The organism is Vibrio sp. OY15 (assembly GCF_000742455.1).
Lineage (GTDB): Bacteria > Pseudomonadota > Gammaproteobacteria > Enterobacterales > Vibrionaceae > Vibrio > Vibrio alginolyticus.
The window spans coordinates 20,607-37,461 of the sequence record NZ_JPIL01000012.1 but is presented as its reverse complement, the minus strand read 5'-3'; the positions used below and the strand labels follow the sequence as shown (position 1 = coordinate 37,461).

Here is a 16,855-nt window from a genome sequence, read left to right as displayed (position 1 = left end):
AAATAAAATCAAAAAACCTAGAAGCCCAAAGACTTTGCCAGCAGGTACTAAATGCTGGCTTTTTTGGTTTTTTTGGGGGGAAAACAAATTATTGCTAGAAATAACAGAGTAAAATAAAGCTGCCGAAATACACTTAGGGTGAAACATTGCGGGCTTTAACTCGTTTCTACTGCTTCAAATATCAGACCTTTTAGCTGACAACGATGGTAAATTTCATACAAACCACCTAATTCATCATTGCAGTAAACACCGCTTCCGTTATTTTCAATCCTGAACAAGCCTCCGGATTTGATTGATTTACTACTCAACACTAATTTTTTAAACCGCTTTACACGACTTGGCTTACCATTAGCTCTTACATTTAACACAGTGCGATCCTTATCAATGGCATCGCAAGTTTTGAATATGTTTATAGCATACCAACGCTCGCCAGCGACGCGTAATGGCAAAAACTCACAACTGGAATCAAGAGCTTCGTTTATTTGATTATATGCGGACTCAGAACAAGCAAACTCGCCTGCACGCCAGATTGCAAAATCAGGTTTTGTTGTAAGCATGTGGTTATCACTCACCCACTCCAAATCAATAATCATCCAAGTATCAGCGACACGCTCACCACATAACTCCCGCAAATCGCCATCCGAGTATTGTATAGAAATCTCTAGTTGAGTTTCTTGTAAAAAAGGGAAATTCTCAACATCATGATTAAGTGTAAAAACCTTCATCTTTTGCTTACTTAAATCAAACGGTTAACTGGAAGTCCCCATCATGTAACATCTTTCCAATCTTGCACAAGGTTTCAATGATTTCTGTGTGAGCCAACTCTTCAGTGTCAGCGGCCTGACCTTTATACATGGCGTCTACAAATAAAATCAAAAAAGCCCTTTACCTCAACTTTACTTGAGGTTTTAGCATATTCATCGTTGGCTAGAAAATGACAAAAAGGAGCACATCATGATCCAACTAGAACATATTAACTTAGTCGTGAAAGATATCCCTGAAATGCTGAAGTTTTACCAAACTGCATTTCCACATTGGTACGTGCGTGATGAAGGTAAAGGCGAATGGAGTGGCAAGCCAAGAAACTGGCTACATTTTGGCGACGAGTATCAATACATAGCCATGAGTGACCATGGCGAAGGAGAAAACCGCGAGTTGAGCGGGCACCAAGTTGGGCTAGCGCATTTTGCTTATGTGACCAACAACGTCGATGCAATCATCAAAAGACTAACCGATGCAGGTTATCCGATTGCCCAACCTGGTGCTGATGAACCATACCGCAAGAATGTGTATTTTGTTGACCCTGCCGGTTTTGAGATTGAATTTGTTGAATACCTGGCGGATGACCCAAAACTTCGTAACCTGACAAGCTAAAAGAGATGTAAATAATAAAACGCCAGCAGATAGTGACTGCTGGCGTTTTATTTTTTATCTATCGGGCTTCTTTATCGCATTAGCGCTGTTTGGCAAAAACCTGAGTCCAGTAATACCCGTAGCGTGCAGAGTGATTTTCGACAAGCGACGCGCCCATCTGATCAAAATCCGCACTCATGATATTAAGGCAGTGGCCTTCACTCGATAACCAAGCATTAACGACGGCGTTAATGCTGCTTTGCCCTACTGCGACATTCTCACCAATGGCGCTCCAAGCATAGCCCGTTGCGTTAACTCGATCTGACATTTTGCTGCTATCAGAGCCTGTGTGGCTCATGAAATCGCTGTTCGCCATATCGCTTGAATGTCGATAAGCGGCGCTTTCCAAATAGTAGCTCCAAGTCAGGGCCCCAACAGGTGGCATGGTGGTTGCGCCACACTGTTGTGTAGTAGAGCGGGCGCTGTTGACCGCTGCAAGCATCTGCTCGGCAAATGTGCCTTGTGACGATGTGGAACCTGTGTTTTGTGAGCCGCTTTCTGCTGGGGCTGACGACTCCCCATCGCCGCCACATGCGCTGAGAAGTAGGGCCAAAGCAGGCACTAAGATCTTAGTTGGCATTGTCTTTCCTTTATGAGTGACGAAGAGCAAACTGCGCTTTTCGATAATAACGCCCAATAAACTAACAAAAACCAATAAAAGCACCATATAGCTTAGGTTTTTTTAACCAAAGACTCACATGAAGTTTTCAATCGCCTTGGTTCGGTCGATAAATCGGCAACGTTTCAGCCCAAGTATGGAATGGCGTTTCATCCATATCCTGTATTGCTTGAGTGATAAAATCGATGAACACCCTCACTCGGGCAGGCACATATTCCCGGTTGGCATAGAGAAGATACACGCCATTTCCTGCTTGGCGCATGCTCGGAAATATCGGCACTAAACGCCCCGCTTTAAGCCAGTCTCTCGCGATAAAATGAGGGATCTGAGTTAATCCTAAGCCTTCTGCGCAAAGCTCTGCCATGGATTCACCGTCATTTACAATGTAGTTTCTTTCGGGGTCATATTCACTCGCACCGTCTGGTTCTGGCATCCGAATCGGCAACAGTTTCCCCGTTTGTTTAAAACGAAAACGAACCCAAGAATGGTCATTGAATACATCCGGGCCACTCGGAACACCATGGCGCGCTAAGTAATCCTGACTGGCACAAATGATAAAATCGATAGGGCTGAGCTGACGCACAATCAATTGACTATCGTGAACGACACCAGAGCGAATCGACACATCAATACCTTGCTCAATAATATCAACGTAGGCGTCATCGTAATGAATATCGATAGTGATGTTAGGGTAGCGGCGACAAAACTCTTTTAATAAAGGACGAATATAGAGGCGACCGTACGAGACTGGCACATTAATCTTAAGCTGCCCTGAAAGCGCATCATTGTGACTTTTTAATGAATCCTCACATGCCGCCAGCTCCTCCAGTACAAACCTAGCAGTATTTGCGTACCTACGACCAGCTTCTGTCAGGCGGCTCTGTCGCGTAGAACGTTGAAAAAGCTGTATACCCAAATCGCTTTCAAGACGATGTATGGCTTTACTCACGGTCGAAGGGTCAGTGCCATACACTTTGGCAGCCGCAGCAAAACTACCGCCATCTAAAGTGGCAATAAAAAATCGTAGGGACCGTATCTTATCCATATAACCAATGAACTCTATTCATGAATTTTATTCACTTTAGTAAAGACAAAGTGGCTCTTCAATCACTAATTAGCCTAAATATAATGAACCTCAATAACTTGATGCTCTGTTAACGAGGAAAAAACCATGGGTAAAAACGGATTGAAGAATGCACTACAACTATTGATAGCGACACTAGTCCTATTCTTTGGGATGCTTCAAACAGCACATGCCGCAGATAAACGAATTGGTATTCTGGTTTACGATGGCGTACTGACCTCTGATGTTACTGCTCCTTTAGAGGTTTTTGGCGTCGCAAGTCGTCTCACTTGGTTTAGTGATTATGACGTGCTCACCATTTCCGTCTCAGATCAGAAAACCATCACCACTGAAGAAGGATTAAAAATTGGTGTGGATGCTTGGATTGGTGATCTGCCGGAACTCGACGTATTGGTTTTAACATCCAGCTATGACATGGATGCACTAATCGAAAATAAAGATCTCATTCACTTTATTAAAACTACCTCAAAGGCGGCAGATTGGATGGCAAGTAATTGCTCTGGCGCGTATTTGTTAGCCGAAGCTGGCCTTTTAAACGGCAAAAAAGCAACAACTTGGGCCGGAGGTGAAAACGGCTTTCAAAGAGATTACCCAGCAGTCAAAGTACAAGTCGACCAGAATTTTGTCATTGATGATGGCGTTATCACTTCGAACGGTAGCCTAGTTAGCTATCAAGCTGCTCTTAAGCTACTTCACCTTATGACTTCAGAGTCTAAAGCTCAGGAAGTCGCAGATGCCATCCAGTACTCACGCTTTTCCAACCAACCATTTTAAGCGTGTAAGAAAGAAATCAGAGTCACCCTTCGATATTTGGAAGGTTAACTCTTCGAATTTGTCTTCCTAATCGAACAACCCTTTTTATCACTGTAAAAGCGATAAAAAGGGTTGTCGTTCATCTGGCAGACACAACGTGCTCTCCAAACTTTTTATCTTAATGCTATGGAAAAACATAAACGTTACGAAGCACTGACGAAAGATCGATACCAAGAGATTTACCGTCTCGCGTATTGGTTATGCAAAGATCACCACCTTGCTCAAGATTTAGCGCAAGAAACCTTTCTGAAAGCGTGGCGATTCTTTGATAAATTAAATGACCCCAACGCCGCGAAGTCTTGGCTCATTACTATTTTGCGTCGTGAGAATGCTCGGCGCTTTGATAGAAAACAGTACGATTTTGTCGACATTGATGAGTGTGCAATACAGACAAAAACCTACCCTGGCAGTGACTACGACATGGCCCAAGATTGGCTTCAAAAACAAATGATGATTCTCGAACCCAAATACCGAGAGCCGTTGCTCTTGAGCTTAGTGGCTGGGTTGAATCATGATGAAATTGCCCAAGCCTTGAGGCTCAACCACAACACAGTGGCGACTCGATTATTCAGAGCGCGTAATCAGATCATCGCACAGAAGGAGAGTCATTAAGACACAAAAAGTAGTCAATCATGTAAACTAACTGGCTATGCTCCGGTCTATTTCATAAGTCGTTACACAACTCGACGCTTTAACGCTTTACATCAAGCGCGACTAGATGAACACTTCTTGTCAAAGTACAATAACAGCCGACATAGAGTAGAGTCAGTAAAACATTATGAGTAACACGACGGCGAAAAAGCCGAATCCCTTATTTGAAATCCTTTTCAACGTATTTATCCCTTCCTTCATTTTGATGAAGTTTAGTGGCGATGAGCATCTAGGGACAGCAATGGCGCTGGTTGTCGCTTTGCTATTTCCTATCATTTATGGCGGTATGGACCTTGTCCGTAACAAGAAATTTAACTTTATTTCTGCTCTGGGCTTTATCAGTGTTCTACTAACTGGTGGCATCGGCTTGTTAGAGCTTGATACACGCTGGTTAGCACTAAAAGAAGCCCTGATTCCTGGCCTGATCGGTTTAGCGGTTTTGGGTTCAACGTTTACCCGCTACCCGCTGATGCAGAAGTTAGTACTGAATGACACTGTGTTGAACCTCGCGTTGATTAACCAACGTTTAAAAGAAAATGGTAAAACCGATGCGTTCGAACGTTGCCTTATGTCTTCTAACTACCTGTTTGCAAGTACTTTTGCGTTCTCATCTGCAATGAACTACTTCCTTGCGACTTGGATTGTGACTAGCCCTTCTGGTACTGCTGCCTTTAACGAAGAGTTAGGAAAAATGACGCTGTACAGTTACCCAATGATTGCCATCCCAAGTATGTTGATGATGTTCGGTATTTTTTATTACATTTGGCGTCAAGTACGTGCGATGACATCGCTCGAAACAGAGCAAATCTTCCATCTAAAATAGCCCTATCATTACAAATAAACCCATAAAAAAGGGAGGATTTTATCCTCCCTTTTCTCAACAGGCCCACTGTAATTCACAGCGTCAAAATGATTTTTCCTGACACTGCTGACGAGCGTCGCTCAACCATTTCAATCGCTGTTTGAAAGTCCTCTAACGACAGATCATATGCAACGTTTAACTTTATGTCGCTGCTAATAAAGTGTTCTAACATTTCAGCGAACACCGTCTTTCTCCCGCCTTTACCTACCGATTCTTCCCAATACCGCAAAAAGAATGTACTAAAGTCGATGTTGTTGGCCTTCATCGATTCAAAAAACTCAGGCGTATAAGGCGTTAACGACAATGTTCCGTAGTTGATGTATTGGCCATTTTCTTTCAAGGTACGAATGAGATCCGTGCCAGCCTCACCACCTATCGCGTCCAGAGCGACCGTTGGTTGTGGCAGTTGGCGCGTTTGCAGCTGCGCTTGTAAGTCTTTCTTCGCGTCCAACACTGGAATAGTATCGTACGGATACTCGTCTGGCTTTGAGGTCACAGCAATTAGTGTAAAACCCAGTGAATGGGCGAGCTGGGCAAATATCTTACCGATCGCTGACCCTGCTGCATTGATGATCACCACATAGTCTTTGTTCAACTTAGCTACTTTAGTGGTGATCACCCACGCGGTTAACGCGTTGATGTACAACTGACTGGCATAGCCGTTCTCCAAACTCTCAGGTAGCGGAAAAAGATTCTCAGGCGAGGCATCGATGTAGTATTGCCAAGTACCACTCATCGCCACCAACACCTTTTGCCCAACTTGAAGGTCAGTTTGACCAACTGCACTGACTTCCACCACACGCCCAACCGCTTCAAATCCCGGCACGCGAGGTGGTATGTGAACGCGGCGGTATTGCCCAACACCATGAATGGAAAGCAAGTCACTTGGGTTAATGTTTGTAGCTTCGAGTCGCACCCGAACCTTGCCCTGAGCAAGCGGTTTGAGGGGCTCTTTTTCCAACGACAGCGACGTTTGGGGCTGACCAAAACAGAATTGATTCACTCGAGTATTTATCGTTGGTGCCATTGTTATTCATACCATGTAATTGAAATTCAAAAAGGAAGTTTCGCGACTTCTACTCAAAAGCATTAAGTGAAGTCGAAGCTCTGTATTTCTACCTGCGCGATGCGCCGTTCACTCTAAACTGTTGTGGCGTCATATCAAAATAGGCTTTAAATGCTTTGATGTAGGATGAGTCATTTTGATAACCCACTAGGTCTGCAATGGCTTGGATTGGCAACGATTCATCTAACAAAGAAAGCGAGTAAATTAGCCGAATTTGTTGCCGCCAAAGCAGAAATGAAGTGTTGAATTCCTTGGCGAACAGCCGTGATAAAGTACGCTCAGACGCCCCAATTTTCTCCCCCCACTCTTTTAGCGAACAGCTTAACGCGGGCTCGTCTGTCAATTGCTCGAAAATCAGTTTTAGTCGTCTGTCTTGTGGCAGCAATAACTGAAATGTCTGCACGTTGCTTTTCAAAATTTGATCATGCAACACCGCCAGCAAATGCAGCACTTCTTCGTGGCTTGTCTCACCTTCACACTGTCTGCGGATCTCTTGTAAAAGCTCATTTAAAAACGGCGTTAAAGCAATGGTTCTCACTTGTTGCTCGTACGTTGCGCCAAACTCAGGGTTGAGGTAAATGCCAACAAATATCGTGTTGCTTAGAGCAATCGACTCGTGTTGAACACCCGCAGGAACAAATAACGCAGAGGTGTGCGGAACCAAGTGCTGATAATGCTCAGTTTGTGTTTGCAATAACCCTTTGATAGGAAAGATGATTTGATGCCAAGTGTGTTGATGCAGCGCATCAATGTAACCTTTTGGCATGTCGATGGTTTTCACCAAAACAGGAGAATGGGGATTCGCGTCCATCATCTTATTGGAGGTGACGACGCCTGACTTCGAATCAATTTGGCGAGTTAGCATTGTTAGTTGTCTTTTCATCCCTACTCCGACACACGTTTACTAGGCTATCATGCTCCGCATCGCGAATGAAGGTAAACACTTTATCTCTCATTCAAATAATAAGGAGGTTATATGAAGAAAATCGGCGTCGTAAAAGCTGTGCTAGCAGGGAAAACCGTCCCTTATGCTCATGGAGCGCAAAGCGCAATCAACAAACAAGTGCTGCCTGAGCGCCAGCATGCAACAGAGCTTGGTTTTATCAGTGATGAGCAAGGTGATCCGCGCTTTCATGGTGGCATTCAAAAAGCGCTTCATATTTACCCAAGCGAACACTACCCAATCTGGCAACAAGAATTAGGCGAAAGACCAATTTTCCAATCCGCCGGCGGCTTTGGCGAAAACATCAGCTCCGAAGGCGTCACCGAATCCACGATTTGCTTGAAAGATAAAATTCGCATCGGCTCAACACTACTGGAAGTGTCGCAAGGTCGCATGCCTTGTTGGAAACTTAACGTACGTTTTGACCAACACGACATGGCGAGAAGACTGCAAGATACGCTTCGAACAGGCTGGTATTTCCGAGTGTTGGAAGAAGGCGATATCGGTGCAGGTGACGAGATTATTCTGTGCGAAAGACCTTATCCAGAATGGCCATTGGCTCGCATCATGGGTGCGGTTTTCACTGGCTGTTTAGATAGAGAAGAACTCACTAAGCTGTCTGAACTGCCGTTAGTCGAGTCTTGGGGCAAGTTAGTCGAGCGCCGCCTAGAAACCGGCGAAGTTGAAGATTGGGAAATGCGCTTGGTTGGCCCAACTGTGAGTTAACACCCCAAAGTAAAATTTTAAGCCACGCTCTGAACCGACTATGCCGCCAGAGCGTGTTTTTTTGGTTTACTTCGCACTCGGGGCTGGGCGTTTCGACTTACCTTGGAACTGCTTAATGCTCTTCTTAGCATGAGTTCGGCGGTTGGCTTTTTTATCGCGTGGCGCGCGTTTGCTCTCGCCAGTTGATGGCTTATCCGTTACTGGAAAACCAACCAGATCTTGCACTAGCAATGCACGTTGAGTCAGGTGACGAATCGCGTTTAGTGCGTCCATTTCACCATGACAAACCAATGACACCGCCACACCTTGTTCGCCTGCGCGAGCGGTACGTCCTACTCGGTGAACGTAAGTTTCTGCATGCATTGGCAGTTCAAAGTTGATCACTACAGGCAATTGCTCAATGTGAATGCCGCGCGCTAGTAGATCGGTGGCAATCAACACCTGAATTTGCCCAGATTTAAACTGCGCCAGTGCTTCTTCTCGCTCATCTTGACTCTTATTGCCATGCAGCGCATTGGTTGAGATGCCCGCTTTATTCAGCTTCTTCGCTAAGCCATCGGCGTTCTCTTTCGCACCAATAAAGACTAATGCCTGCGTCCAAGCATTCTGTTTGATAAGTTCAATCAACGCCTTGGTTTTGCTGCCTTTATTGATCAAATACAACGTTTCAACGATGTCTTGATTTGTGCTGTTTTCTTGATGCGCTGAGACTTGCTTTGGTGCCTGCATGAGTAGCTTCGCTTTGCCCTTTAACTCATCTGAAAACGTAGCCGAGAACATTGCCGTTTGACGCTGGTTTGAAATCAGCCCCGCAATATTTTGCACGTCAGGCCAAAAGCCCATATCCAACAAACGATCCGCCTCATCCAGCACTAGGTAGTGGATATTGCTTAAGTCTAAACCGTCTTTTGCCAGATCAACCAAACGACCTGTCGTCGCGACAAGGATATGAGGATTTGTCGCTAGCGCCTGCTGTTGTTGCTCTTTATCAACGCCGCCACACAAACACACTGCGTTGAGTTCAAGAACTTGACCAACTTGGTTAATTGCTTCACTCACTTGCATTGCCAGCTCACGAGTTGGCACAAGAATCAGCGCTTTTTGCTCTGGATTGACACCCAGCTTTTCCAACAAAGGCAAACCATAAGCAAGGGTTTTGCCGCTGCCTGTATTTGCCAAAGCCAATAGATCTTGACCAGCCAACAGCTCAGGAATGGCCAACGCTTGAATATCGGTCGGTTTCTTGAAGTCTTTTGGCAGTGCGTGAATCAGCTCAGAACTCAATGAGAGAGTAGAAAATGGCATTAACGAAAACCTTGTACTTTGGGTTGAAGAAGCAATAAAAATAATGAAGATGCGGTAAAACGCAGGCGCGGACTTTACCACAATCTGCTAGGTGAACCATCCTATTTTAGGCGCTTAAACCAAGCGTCGCCTACGCAAATCGTCAGAAAACAAAAAAGCGCAATAAAGCCGTTAGTCTGTACTGCCACAGAGCTAACGGCTAAAAACCCTTGAAGAGAACGCTTCGTCAGCCTTTCACTGCGGCTGAAAAGAAATGTGCAGTTTATTAAAGCACAGCTTTACGATTCGGTAAGAACACTTCACCCAACATGCAACGAACCGAACCACCACCAATAGATTCTATGGTAGAAACGTCGAATGGCAGCAATTTACCGTGCGTTGCCAATTGCTTTCTTTGTGCAGGTGAGAATGCATCGTACGCCGATTGCGACATCGCAATCACCTTGTCGCCGTTGATCGTTTCTAGTTGCAGAATGTTACCGCAGAACTGGTTCATCTGATCAAGCGAAATTGAGATGACTTGCTTGTCTTTGGCGAGTGACTTCATTACAAAACGACGCTCAAATTCTGGGATCACTTCGTCACAAATCACGCAAAACTGTTCGCCAACCGCCATCATCACATTGGTGTGATAAATCGGCGCACCAGACGGCAAACGAGTTTGGAAAGAAATCACTCGTTCATAGCCAATACGATCGGCGTAATCTTCTAAAACCAGACGATCACAACGTTGTGAGAGTGCGGCGTAGACCGTTTTATTTAGGTGGTCAAACACCATCACACCCGTGCTTTCTAAATACGCTTGCTCGTCAAGATATTCAGTTAGACTGCTGCGTCGATGAACTTCTCGCCCTGCTTGCGCTAGTGCTGCCACAAGTGCATCGGGACGTACTTCTTTTTGACGGTTTTCACAGGCCATTGGAAAGGTGTACAACGTGCCATCTGGCGTAGTGCTAAACCAATTGTTTGGAAATACCGCGTCTGGCGTTGCAACATCTGAAGTTGGATAATCAAACTCAACAACTTGAACGCCCTCTTGACGCAGCGTTGCAACCATACTCGCGAACTCGGCCATTACTCGACGTGAGACTTCTTCTTGGCTGAGTGACACTTTATGTTGGAACTCATTATCTTGTGCGGTTTCTTCATTAAAACGAAACTCTTTCGGTGGCACCATCACTACGCAGTTTGCGGTTTGGCGCTGAGCACTTTGCGTGCTTTCTTCTTTCCCATTAGCAAATTGGGTCACTGATTCGTGTAATAGCATCCAATACATTCCTTATCACTAGAATGAGGAGATTGTAAATTTATTGTTAACTTCAGTTTTGCTGTTTTGACAATTAATTTAATTGCCCAAAAGTAATTTTTGCTGCATTAAGTTCATTTTTCCTTAAATTTTATTGTCACTTTGCAGGTTTAAGCTTTTATGGCACCACGATGAACATGATAAGAATTCATCATAAGAATCAGAACCATAGACAATCACACTCATAACCAACTAGTTACATTTAAGACACAATCGGTTAGACTATTTTTTCGCCCCTCTCGTCAATCGGTCTGCTTTATCGAGGAGCAGGCAAAAAACTCTCATACACGCGGTTTCGTCCAAAGCAGCGTGAATCGATGGATTTAGCCACCCCAAATGGCACTGTTTTAACTTTAGGATGAGTTATGTTTAAACGATTTGAAGGCTTTACAGAGCCGTTTCCCAAATCTACACCGGATCAGCCTCCTTCAGGGATGTTCGCTTTTCTGCGTTATTACACTCGTGGTTATGAAAAGCCTTTGATCATCATGTCTTTGATGGCCACAATTGTGGCTGTTGTTGAGGTAATGTTGTTTGGCGCCATGGGACAATTGGTTGATTGGTTGTCTACCAGCAATCCAGAAACGTTCTTACAAGACAACAAATCGGATTTGATTTTCTACGGAGCCTTATTGCTGGTTGTCATGCCTATATTGGTGATCTTGTACTCGTTGCTCGTTCATCAAACGTTATTGGGCAACTACCCAATGTCTATCCGCTGGCTTGCACACCGGTATTTGCTCAATCAAAGCTTGAACTTCTATCAAGATGATTTTGCAGGCCGAGTCGCAACGAAAGTCATGCAAACCTCATTAGCTGTGCGCGAAACCGTGATGAAAGCTATGGATGTGTTTGTTTACGTTACGGTTTACTTCACCAGCATGATCATTATGTTAGCGACGGCAGACTGGCGTTTGATGATCCCAATGATTGTCTGGCTACTCGCTTACATCGCTATCCAAATCTATTTTGTCCCTAAGCTCAAAGACGTCGCTTCAGCACAGGCCGATGCACGTTCGACAATGACAGGGCGCATCGTCGACAGTTATACCAATATTCAAACCGTCAAACTGTTTTCTCATAGCCAGCGCGAAACCCAATATGCCGAGCAAGGCATGAAAGGATTTTTGAATACGGTCTATCGTCAAATGCGCCTAGTGACCGGCTTCGACGTCGCTGTAGAGATCTCAAACTATATTTTGGTCTTTTCCGTTGCTGCTTTATCTATTTACCTGTGGTTGGATAGTGCCATTAGCGTTGGCGCGATTGCGATTGCTGTTAGTCTTGCATTACGCGTAAATGGTATGTCGATGTGGATAATGTGGGAAGTTGGCGCCCTCTTTGAAAACATGGGAACCGTTGTCGATGGAATGAAAACACTCTCTAAGCCTATTGATATTAAAGATAAACCAGGTGCAAAAGACTTGGTTGTCACTGAAGGAGGCATTCACTTTGATAACGTCAGCTTCCATTACGGTGAGAACAAAGGCGTAATTAGCCATCTCGATCTCAACATCAAACCAGGAGAGAAAGTAGGCTTGGTTGGGCGCTCCGGCGCCGGAAAATCGACTTTGGTGAACTTGTTACTTCGTTTCCACGATGTCGAAGACGGCAGCATTAAGATCGATGGACAGAACATCTCAGAAGTCACACAAGACTCTTTGCGTTCAAAGATCGGTATGGTGACCCAAGATACTTCTCTGCTACACCGTTCAATTCGTGACAATATTTTGTATGGCAATCCAGATGCGACAGAAGAAGATTTGCTGAAAGCCACTAAGCAAGCGCATGCCCATGAGTTTATCGAAACTCTGACCGACCCATTTGGTAATGTCGGATACGATGCGCAAGTTGGTGAACGTGGTGTGAAACTGTCTGGCGGCCAACGTCAGCGTATCGCAATATCTCGTGTGCTACTCAAAGACGCACCATTGCTGGTATTGGATGAAGCAACATCGGCTCTGGATTCAGAAGTCGAAGCGGCGATTCAGGAAAGCTTGAATGAATTAATGCAAGGGAAAACGGTTATTGCTATCGCTCACCGATTATCGACCATCGCACAAATGGATCGCCTCATCGTGCTAGATAAAGGCAGCATCGTTGAACAAGGTTCTCATCAAGAACTCATTGCGAATAACGGCATTTACGCCCAGCTTTGGGCGCATCAAACTGGCGGATTTATCGCTGAAGAACTAGACAATCAACACGCTTCTTAACGAGTGATAAGCTCAATAAAAACGGCGCTTTAAGCGCCGTTTTTTATTTTAATCCATGGCTAGATGCTCATATAGCCATTGTGGTTTCTCATATATGAAACACTCTCCATGATAAAGCTCACACTTTTTCTGCTAATATACCGCCTCGTTGCGTATCCATTGCAATGAACACAATACAGAGTATTGAGCCGTCTTCATTTGTCATTTCACTTTTTGAGAAACAGCTATACTCAATAGATGGCTTAGTTATTATATTAACAATAAGGTAATTAGCTTATGTGTAAATGTGGTTCAATGCAGATCGTACAACTCAAACCAAGTTGGGCTGACAAGCTATTCGGCTACTCAGAAAGATGGAAATGCCAACTTTGTTGTAAGATCTACCGCATCTAAAATTAAAAATAGAATCTTAGTTTTTCTAAGAAAAAGCAGTGGCCCGACAATGATTGTCGGGTTTTGTTTTTCCGAGCATTCATTTTTTTCCCTTCGCTACAAGACTACTCATCACGGCAAAACCTAGCATCTTAATGTGACTTAGGTATAGAATCAGGCCCACTTATTCTTTCCGATATTCATATATAACTGGTCACTATGAACAAAAGTTTGCTAACGAATGTCCTCGCTATCGCTTTGATGGCTGGAGGTCATCAATTACAAAACGACTATCTTTGGTATGCAGGGCTGTTTGCGTTCTCAGGCGCCATCACCAACTGGCTTGCCATCCATATGCTGTTTGAGAAAGTGCCTGGATTATACGGTTCTGGCGTGATCCCCGCGCGATTTGAAGAGTTTAAACTGGCTATCAAAAACCTGATGATGGAACAGTTTTTTACTGAAGCGAACATTGACCGATTCTTGAATAAAGAAATGGCGGGCGGTGTGAACATCGATCTTCAACCAGTAATTGAGAAAGTAGATTTAAATCCAGCATTTGATTCCCTAGTGGAAGTAATTGAAGGCTCTCAGTTTGGTGGCATGCTAGCGATGTTTGGCGGCTCGGAAGCGCTACAACCCATGCGCCAACCTTTCGTCGAAAAGATGCAAGAATCCATCATTGAGTTGAGCAAGAGCGATAACATCAAAGAAGCACTGAAAGAGCAATTCGAATCTCCTGCAATGATGGATGAGATAAAGCAGAACATTGAAGGTATCATCGATCAACGTTTAAGCGAATTAACACCGGCATTAGTTAAAGAAATGGTGCAAAAGATGATCAAAGAACACCTTGGCTGGCTAGTCGTTTGGGGCGGTGTTTTTGGTGGTTTAATTGGCGTCATCAGTACCTTTATCGGGGCATAATCGCTCACCGATTTATTAAAAAAGGAGCTTCGGCTCCTTTTTTAATCGAGAAAAAGTAATATACCAAGCCACGCTAAATAAGGAGGCTCAACACATGCCTCGCCTAACCAAGGAGCTCGGGATTAACACCAAATCCCGTTTTATGTTCTTCTATGACCACTTCACTACGAGTTTGAATCACGCCCGGAAGCGTGCCTAACTTGCTCGACATAAACTCCTGATACGCTTTCATGCTCTTAACACGAACTTTTATCATGGTATCGAAATCTCCAGAGAGCGAGTAGCACTCTTCAATTTCAGGCATCAATTCCACCGCTTTCGCAAACTTTTCAAAAATAGAAAAACTGGTTTGGTCTAAACGAATATGGATGAATACTTGCACATCCAGCCCCAACTTTTCCGCATTCAACTCCGCATGATAACCATTGATATACCCTTCTTTTTCTAGCCGCTTTACACGATCAGAACATGGAGAAGTCGTTAAGTTAATCAGCTTTGCTAGTTCTACAACCGGAATTCTGCCTCTCGAATGAAGCACTCTCAAAATATGTAAATCAATCCGGTCCAATTGATAACTCATTAACCCACTTCCTTGTAACCACTTAGAAAGCATCACATTAATCGTTGCTCAAACAATTGCAAACCATCAAATGCACAGCATGTGAAATTCAGCAGAGAATAACCAGAAAACAACGAAGGAGGGAAAGAGCTATGATTATTGCCGCTCACTTAGTAACCGTGATATGAAGAGAAAAAGCAACCTAGCGGCTCCCGCGGAGTCGCAAATTTGAAAGCGCATGACACGCCTGTATAGATATGTCGTTCGGGCAACACTGCCCTATTTAGCCATTAATCATGGCTATCACTCAGAATTAGAGTGCGGCCGATGTATGCCGTGTAGGATGTGGAACAACCTCTCCAATTGCACGATGATTACAACAACGGCAGTAGTATTGAGGCTCCATCTCGTAATAATGTTCACCTGATACAAATTTCGCCATCAGCTGTGTAAAACTCACCATTTTGCCTGTTAACGAGTCAACAGACTGAGGCTCGCAACGCTTCATAATCACTTTATGTTGCGTTGATTTTCTACAAGCTGCGCAATATATATCCGGCATTTCTCTTCTCCCTACTTTTTCGTCCTACTGACAATTGACATATTTTGTTCAAAATAATTCCACAATTAAAAAGCTCCTTTAATTTTTTGTGCCCTATCTTCAAAAAATTGAACGAAAGTATCAAAAAACTGAGACATTGGTCAGACATCAACTTTTGTACCATCAATATGAGCAAACGTGCTTATGTGTGTAATAATACGACACATTACACATAAGCAATTGTTCGGGCTTATTATTTAGTAAGGCGCATGACAACTTTACAGCTGGCTAGATCGAGCTTTCGAGACGCCTTGTTATCTCGATTTACCCCGCAAACCAGTTGCTAGCAGCTATAGCCGTCTCATCAAGGAAGAAATGCATGACGATACAACCGATTCTCACTACCGAAAGACTCGTCCTCCGGCCATTCAATATCGATGACTGCCAACAAGTGGCTTTACTCGCTGGAGATAAGCGAATTGCCGACATGACAGCAAACATCCCTCATCCTTATGAGCGACCGATGGCGCAAGCATGGATAGATAGGCACGATCCGATGTATCAGCAGCATCAAGGCGTAGCGTACGCTATTACCTTGCGAAACACTGAGGAGTTACTTGGTGCGGTGAGTTTACCGCGTATAGAAGAGGGATATGTCGGATGATCATCCATGAAACTTCACAAAATCTGCCCAAGAACAACCCTTTCTTGCTAGGAGCTGTATTGTTGTCGCTGTTCTATTTTTCCTACCTAGCAGACAAGATCGTCGAGTTTGGACTCGTAGCACTCACAATAATAGGATTGAAACTGCTCTCAACGTACTTCACGCGCCGCGCGTTCAATCCTAAAACGCTAGATATCGATGCAAGCACCAACACCTTGAAGTACCGCCAGGGCTCAACGGTTTACTTCCGTCTACCTCTTGATGACATTGTCAAAGTCCAAATACAGAAAGAGTTCTTCTCTAGCAAAAGTTTGATGCTCTACACAGTCAACGACGCTTACCAAGTGCCGAATTCAGACAATTTCGATTCTCTACAGTTAAAGGATTTAATGAAACAACTTGAAGAGAGAATTGATGATCAATCTCGCTAAAACGAAAAGAGAAGACATTCTAGAATGTTGCCAATTTGGTCTCTAAATAGAAAGACAAAAAAGCCAGCAATAACGCTGGCTTTTCTCTGTGTTAGTCTTGCGCGACTTTCACGCGAATTTTGCTTTTTTCTACGTTCGTCAAATTCAGTGCTTCAAGAGCAGAAATGGCTTCTGCTTCGTCCGGCATGATGACAAAACCGAAGCCTTTCGACAAACCCGTGTCTTGATCAAGCACTAGCGAACACAGTTCTACTTTGCCGTACGCTGAGAATAATTTGCGGATATCTTGCTCGGTCATGTGACGAGCCAAGTTTCTTACTAAAAGTTTCATAATGAACCTAGTTGGTTTGATAACGG

At 44.1% G+C, this 16,855-nt stretch carries 18 protein-coding genes and 1 pseudogene; 9 read left to right on the top strand and 10 right to left on the bottom strand.

The genetic code is table 11. The features are described from left to right. Positions 1–155 precede the first annotated feature (155 nt). Positions 156–725, bottom strand: a complete 570-nt coding sequence (locus IJ23_RS14300; protein ID WP_033906616.1) for a hypothetical protein — start codon at positions 723–725, stop codon at positions 156–158. A 229-nt stretch (positions 726–954) separates the two neighbouring features. On the opposite strand from IJ23_RS14300, the gene IJ23_RS14295 reads away from it, so the two are divergent. Then, positions 955–1,374 (top strand): VOC family protein, encoded by a 420-nt coding sequence (locus IJ23_RS14295; protein WP_005374615.1) that lies wholly within the window; start codon positions 955–957, stop codon positions 1,372–1,374. 79 nt (positions 1,375–1,453) lie between these two features. Here IJ23_RS14295 and IJ23_RS14290 read toward each other — a convergent pair whose 3' ends face one another. Both IJ23_RS14290 and IJ23_RS14285 read right to left on the bottom strand, forming a co-directional pair. Further along, positions 1,454–1,993: a CAP domain-containing protein gene (locus IJ23_RS14290; RefSeq protein ID WP_033906614.1), complete on the bottom strand. Its 540-nt coding sequence runs from the start codon at positions 1,991–1,993 to the stop codon at positions 1,454–1,456. Positions 1,994–2,120: 127 nt separating this feature from the next. Beyond that, positions 2,121–3,077, bottom strand: coding sequence for a LysR family transcriptional regulator (locus IJ23_RS14285; RefSeq protein ID WP_017820076.1), 957 nt, complete (start codon positions 3,075–3,077; stop codon positions 2,121–2,123). Between the two features lie 126 nt (positions 3,078–3,203). Between IJ23_RS14285 and IJ23_RS14280 the strand changes: the two genes are divergently transcribed. From IJ23_RS14280 to IJ23_RS14270, 3 genes are all read left to right on the top strand, one after another. Next, positions 3,204–3,890: a DJ-1/PfpI family protein gene (locus IJ23_RS14280; RefSeq protein ID WP_005383525.1), complete on the top strand. Its 687-nt coding sequence runs from the start codon at positions 3,204–3,206 to the stop codon at positions 3,888–3,890. Between the two features lie 120 nt (positions 3,891–4,010). Continuing rightward, entirely contained in the window at positions 4,011–4,541 is a 531-nt protein-coding gene (locus IJ23_RS14275; RefSeq protein WP_255209459.1) for a sigma-70 family RNA polymerase sigma factor, read from the top strand. Between the two features lie 166 nt (positions 4,542–4,707). Then, positions 4,708–5,403 (top strand): VC0807 family protein, encoded by a 696-nt coding sequence (locus IJ23_RS14270; RefSeq protein ID WP_005383527.1) that lies wholly within the window; start codon positions 4,708–4,710, stop codon positions 5,401–5,403. 73 nt (positions 5,404–5,476) lie between these two features. Here the strand turns inward: IJ23_RS14270 and IJ23_RS14265 are convergent, their stop codons facing one another. Both IJ23_RS14265 and IJ23_RS14260 read right to left on the bottom strand, forming a co-directional pair. Next, entirely contained in the window at positions 5,477–6,469 is a 993-nt protein-coding gene (locus IJ23_RS14265) for a zinc-dependent alcohol dehydrogenase family protein (protein WP_033906613.1), read from the bottom strand. Between the two features lie 88 nt (positions 6,470–6,557). Next, complete coding sequence (locus IJ23_RS14260; RefSeq protein WP_033906852.1) at positions 6,558–7,373, bottom strand: AraC family transcriptional regulator; 816 nt, start codon at positions 7,371–7,373, stop codon at positions 6,558–6,560. Between the two features lie 111 nt (positions 7,374–7,484). Here IJ23_RS14260 and IJ23_RS14255 point away from each other — a divergent pair, with 111 nt between their 5' ends. Further along, positions 7,485–8,177, top strand: coding sequence for an MOSC domain-containing protein (locus IJ23_RS14255; protein WP_033906612.1), 693 nt, complete (start codon positions 7,485–7,487; stop codon positions 8,175–8,177). 66 nt (positions 8,178–8,243) lie between these two features. Here the strand turns inward: IJ23_RS14255 and IJ23_RS14250 are convergent, their stop codons facing one another. Together IJ23_RS14250 and IJ23_RS14245 are read right to left on the bottom strand one after the other, a co-directional pair. Beyond that, the gene (locus IJ23_RS14250; RefSeq protein ID WP_033906611.1) at positions 8,244–9,482 is read right to left on the bottom strand and encodes a DEAD/DEAH box helicase; all 1,239 of its coding nucleotides are present in this window, start codon (positions 9,480–9,482) and stop codon (positions 8,244–8,246) included. A 265-nt stretch (positions 9,483–9,747) separates the two neighbouring features. Then, positions 9,748–10,749: an arginine deiminase-related protein gene (locus tag IJ23_RS14245; RefSeq protein WP_033906610.1), complete on the bottom strand. Its 1,002-nt coding sequence runs from the start codon at positions 10,747–10,749 to the stop codon at positions 9,748–9,750. A 404-nt stretch (positions 10,750–11,153) separates the two neighbouring features. On the opposite strand from IJ23_RS14245, the gene IJ23_RS14240 reads away from it, so the two are divergent. After that, entirely contained in the window at positions 11,154–13,004 is a 1,851-nt protein-coding gene (locus IJ23_RS14240) for an ABC transporter ATP-binding protein (protein WP_005374597.1), read from the top strand. Between the two features lie 591 nt (positions 13,005–13,595). Continuing rightward, positions 13,596–14,303: a DUF445 domain-containing protein gene (locus IJ23_RS14235; protein ID WP_005374596.1), complete on the top strand. Its 708-nt coding sequence runs from the start codon at positions 13,596–13,598 to the stop codon at positions 14,301–14,303. 103 nt (positions 14,304–14,406) lie between these two features. Here IJ23_RS14235 and IJ23_RS14230 read toward each other — a convergent pair whose 3' ends face one another. Together IJ23_RS14230 and IJ23_RS25580 are read right to left on the bottom strand one after the other, a co-directional pair. Further along, positions 14,407–14,883 carry an Lrp/AsnC family transcriptional regulator gene (locus IJ23_RS14230; RefSeq protein WP_005374595.1) on the bottom strand — a complete coding sequence of 159 codons (477 nt, stop codon included), beginning with the start codon at positions 14,881–14,883 and terminating at the stop codon, positions 14,407–14,409. A 292-nt stretch (positions 14,884–15,175) separates the two neighbouring features. Next, positions 15,176–15,424, bottom strand: coding sequence for a hypothetical protein (locus IJ23_RS25580; protein WP_005374593.1), 249 nt, complete (start codon positions 15,422–15,424; stop codon positions 15,176–15,178). A gap of 358 nt (positions 15,425–15,782) precedes the next feature. On the opposite strand from IJ23_RS25580, the pseudogene IJ23_RS14225 reads away from it, so the two are divergent. Together IJ23_RS14225 and IJ23_RS14220 are read left to right on the top strand one after the other, a co-directional pair. Then, positions 15,783–16,058: pseudogene (locus tag IJ23_RS14225) on the top strand (GNAT family N-acetyltransferase); the annotation flags it as partial. Between the two features lie 5 nt (positions 16,059–16,063). Continuing rightward, positions 16,064–16,498 (top strand): hypothetical protein, encoded by a 435-nt coding sequence (locus IJ23_RS14220; RefSeq protein WP_033906609.1) that lies wholly within the window; start codon positions 16,064–16,066, stop codon positions 16,496–16,498. Between the two features lie 91 nt (positions 16,499–16,589). On the opposite strand, the gene IJ23_RS14215 is transcribed toward IJ23_RS14220, so the two are convergent. Then, on the bottom strand, positions 16,590–16,829 hold the full coding sequence (locus IJ23_RS14215; RefSeq protein ID WP_005374587.1) for an RNA recognition motif domain-containing protein: 240 nt from the start codon (positions 16,827–16,829) through the stop codon (positions 16,590–16,592). Between the last annotated feature and the right edge of the window lie 26 nt (positions 16,830–16,855).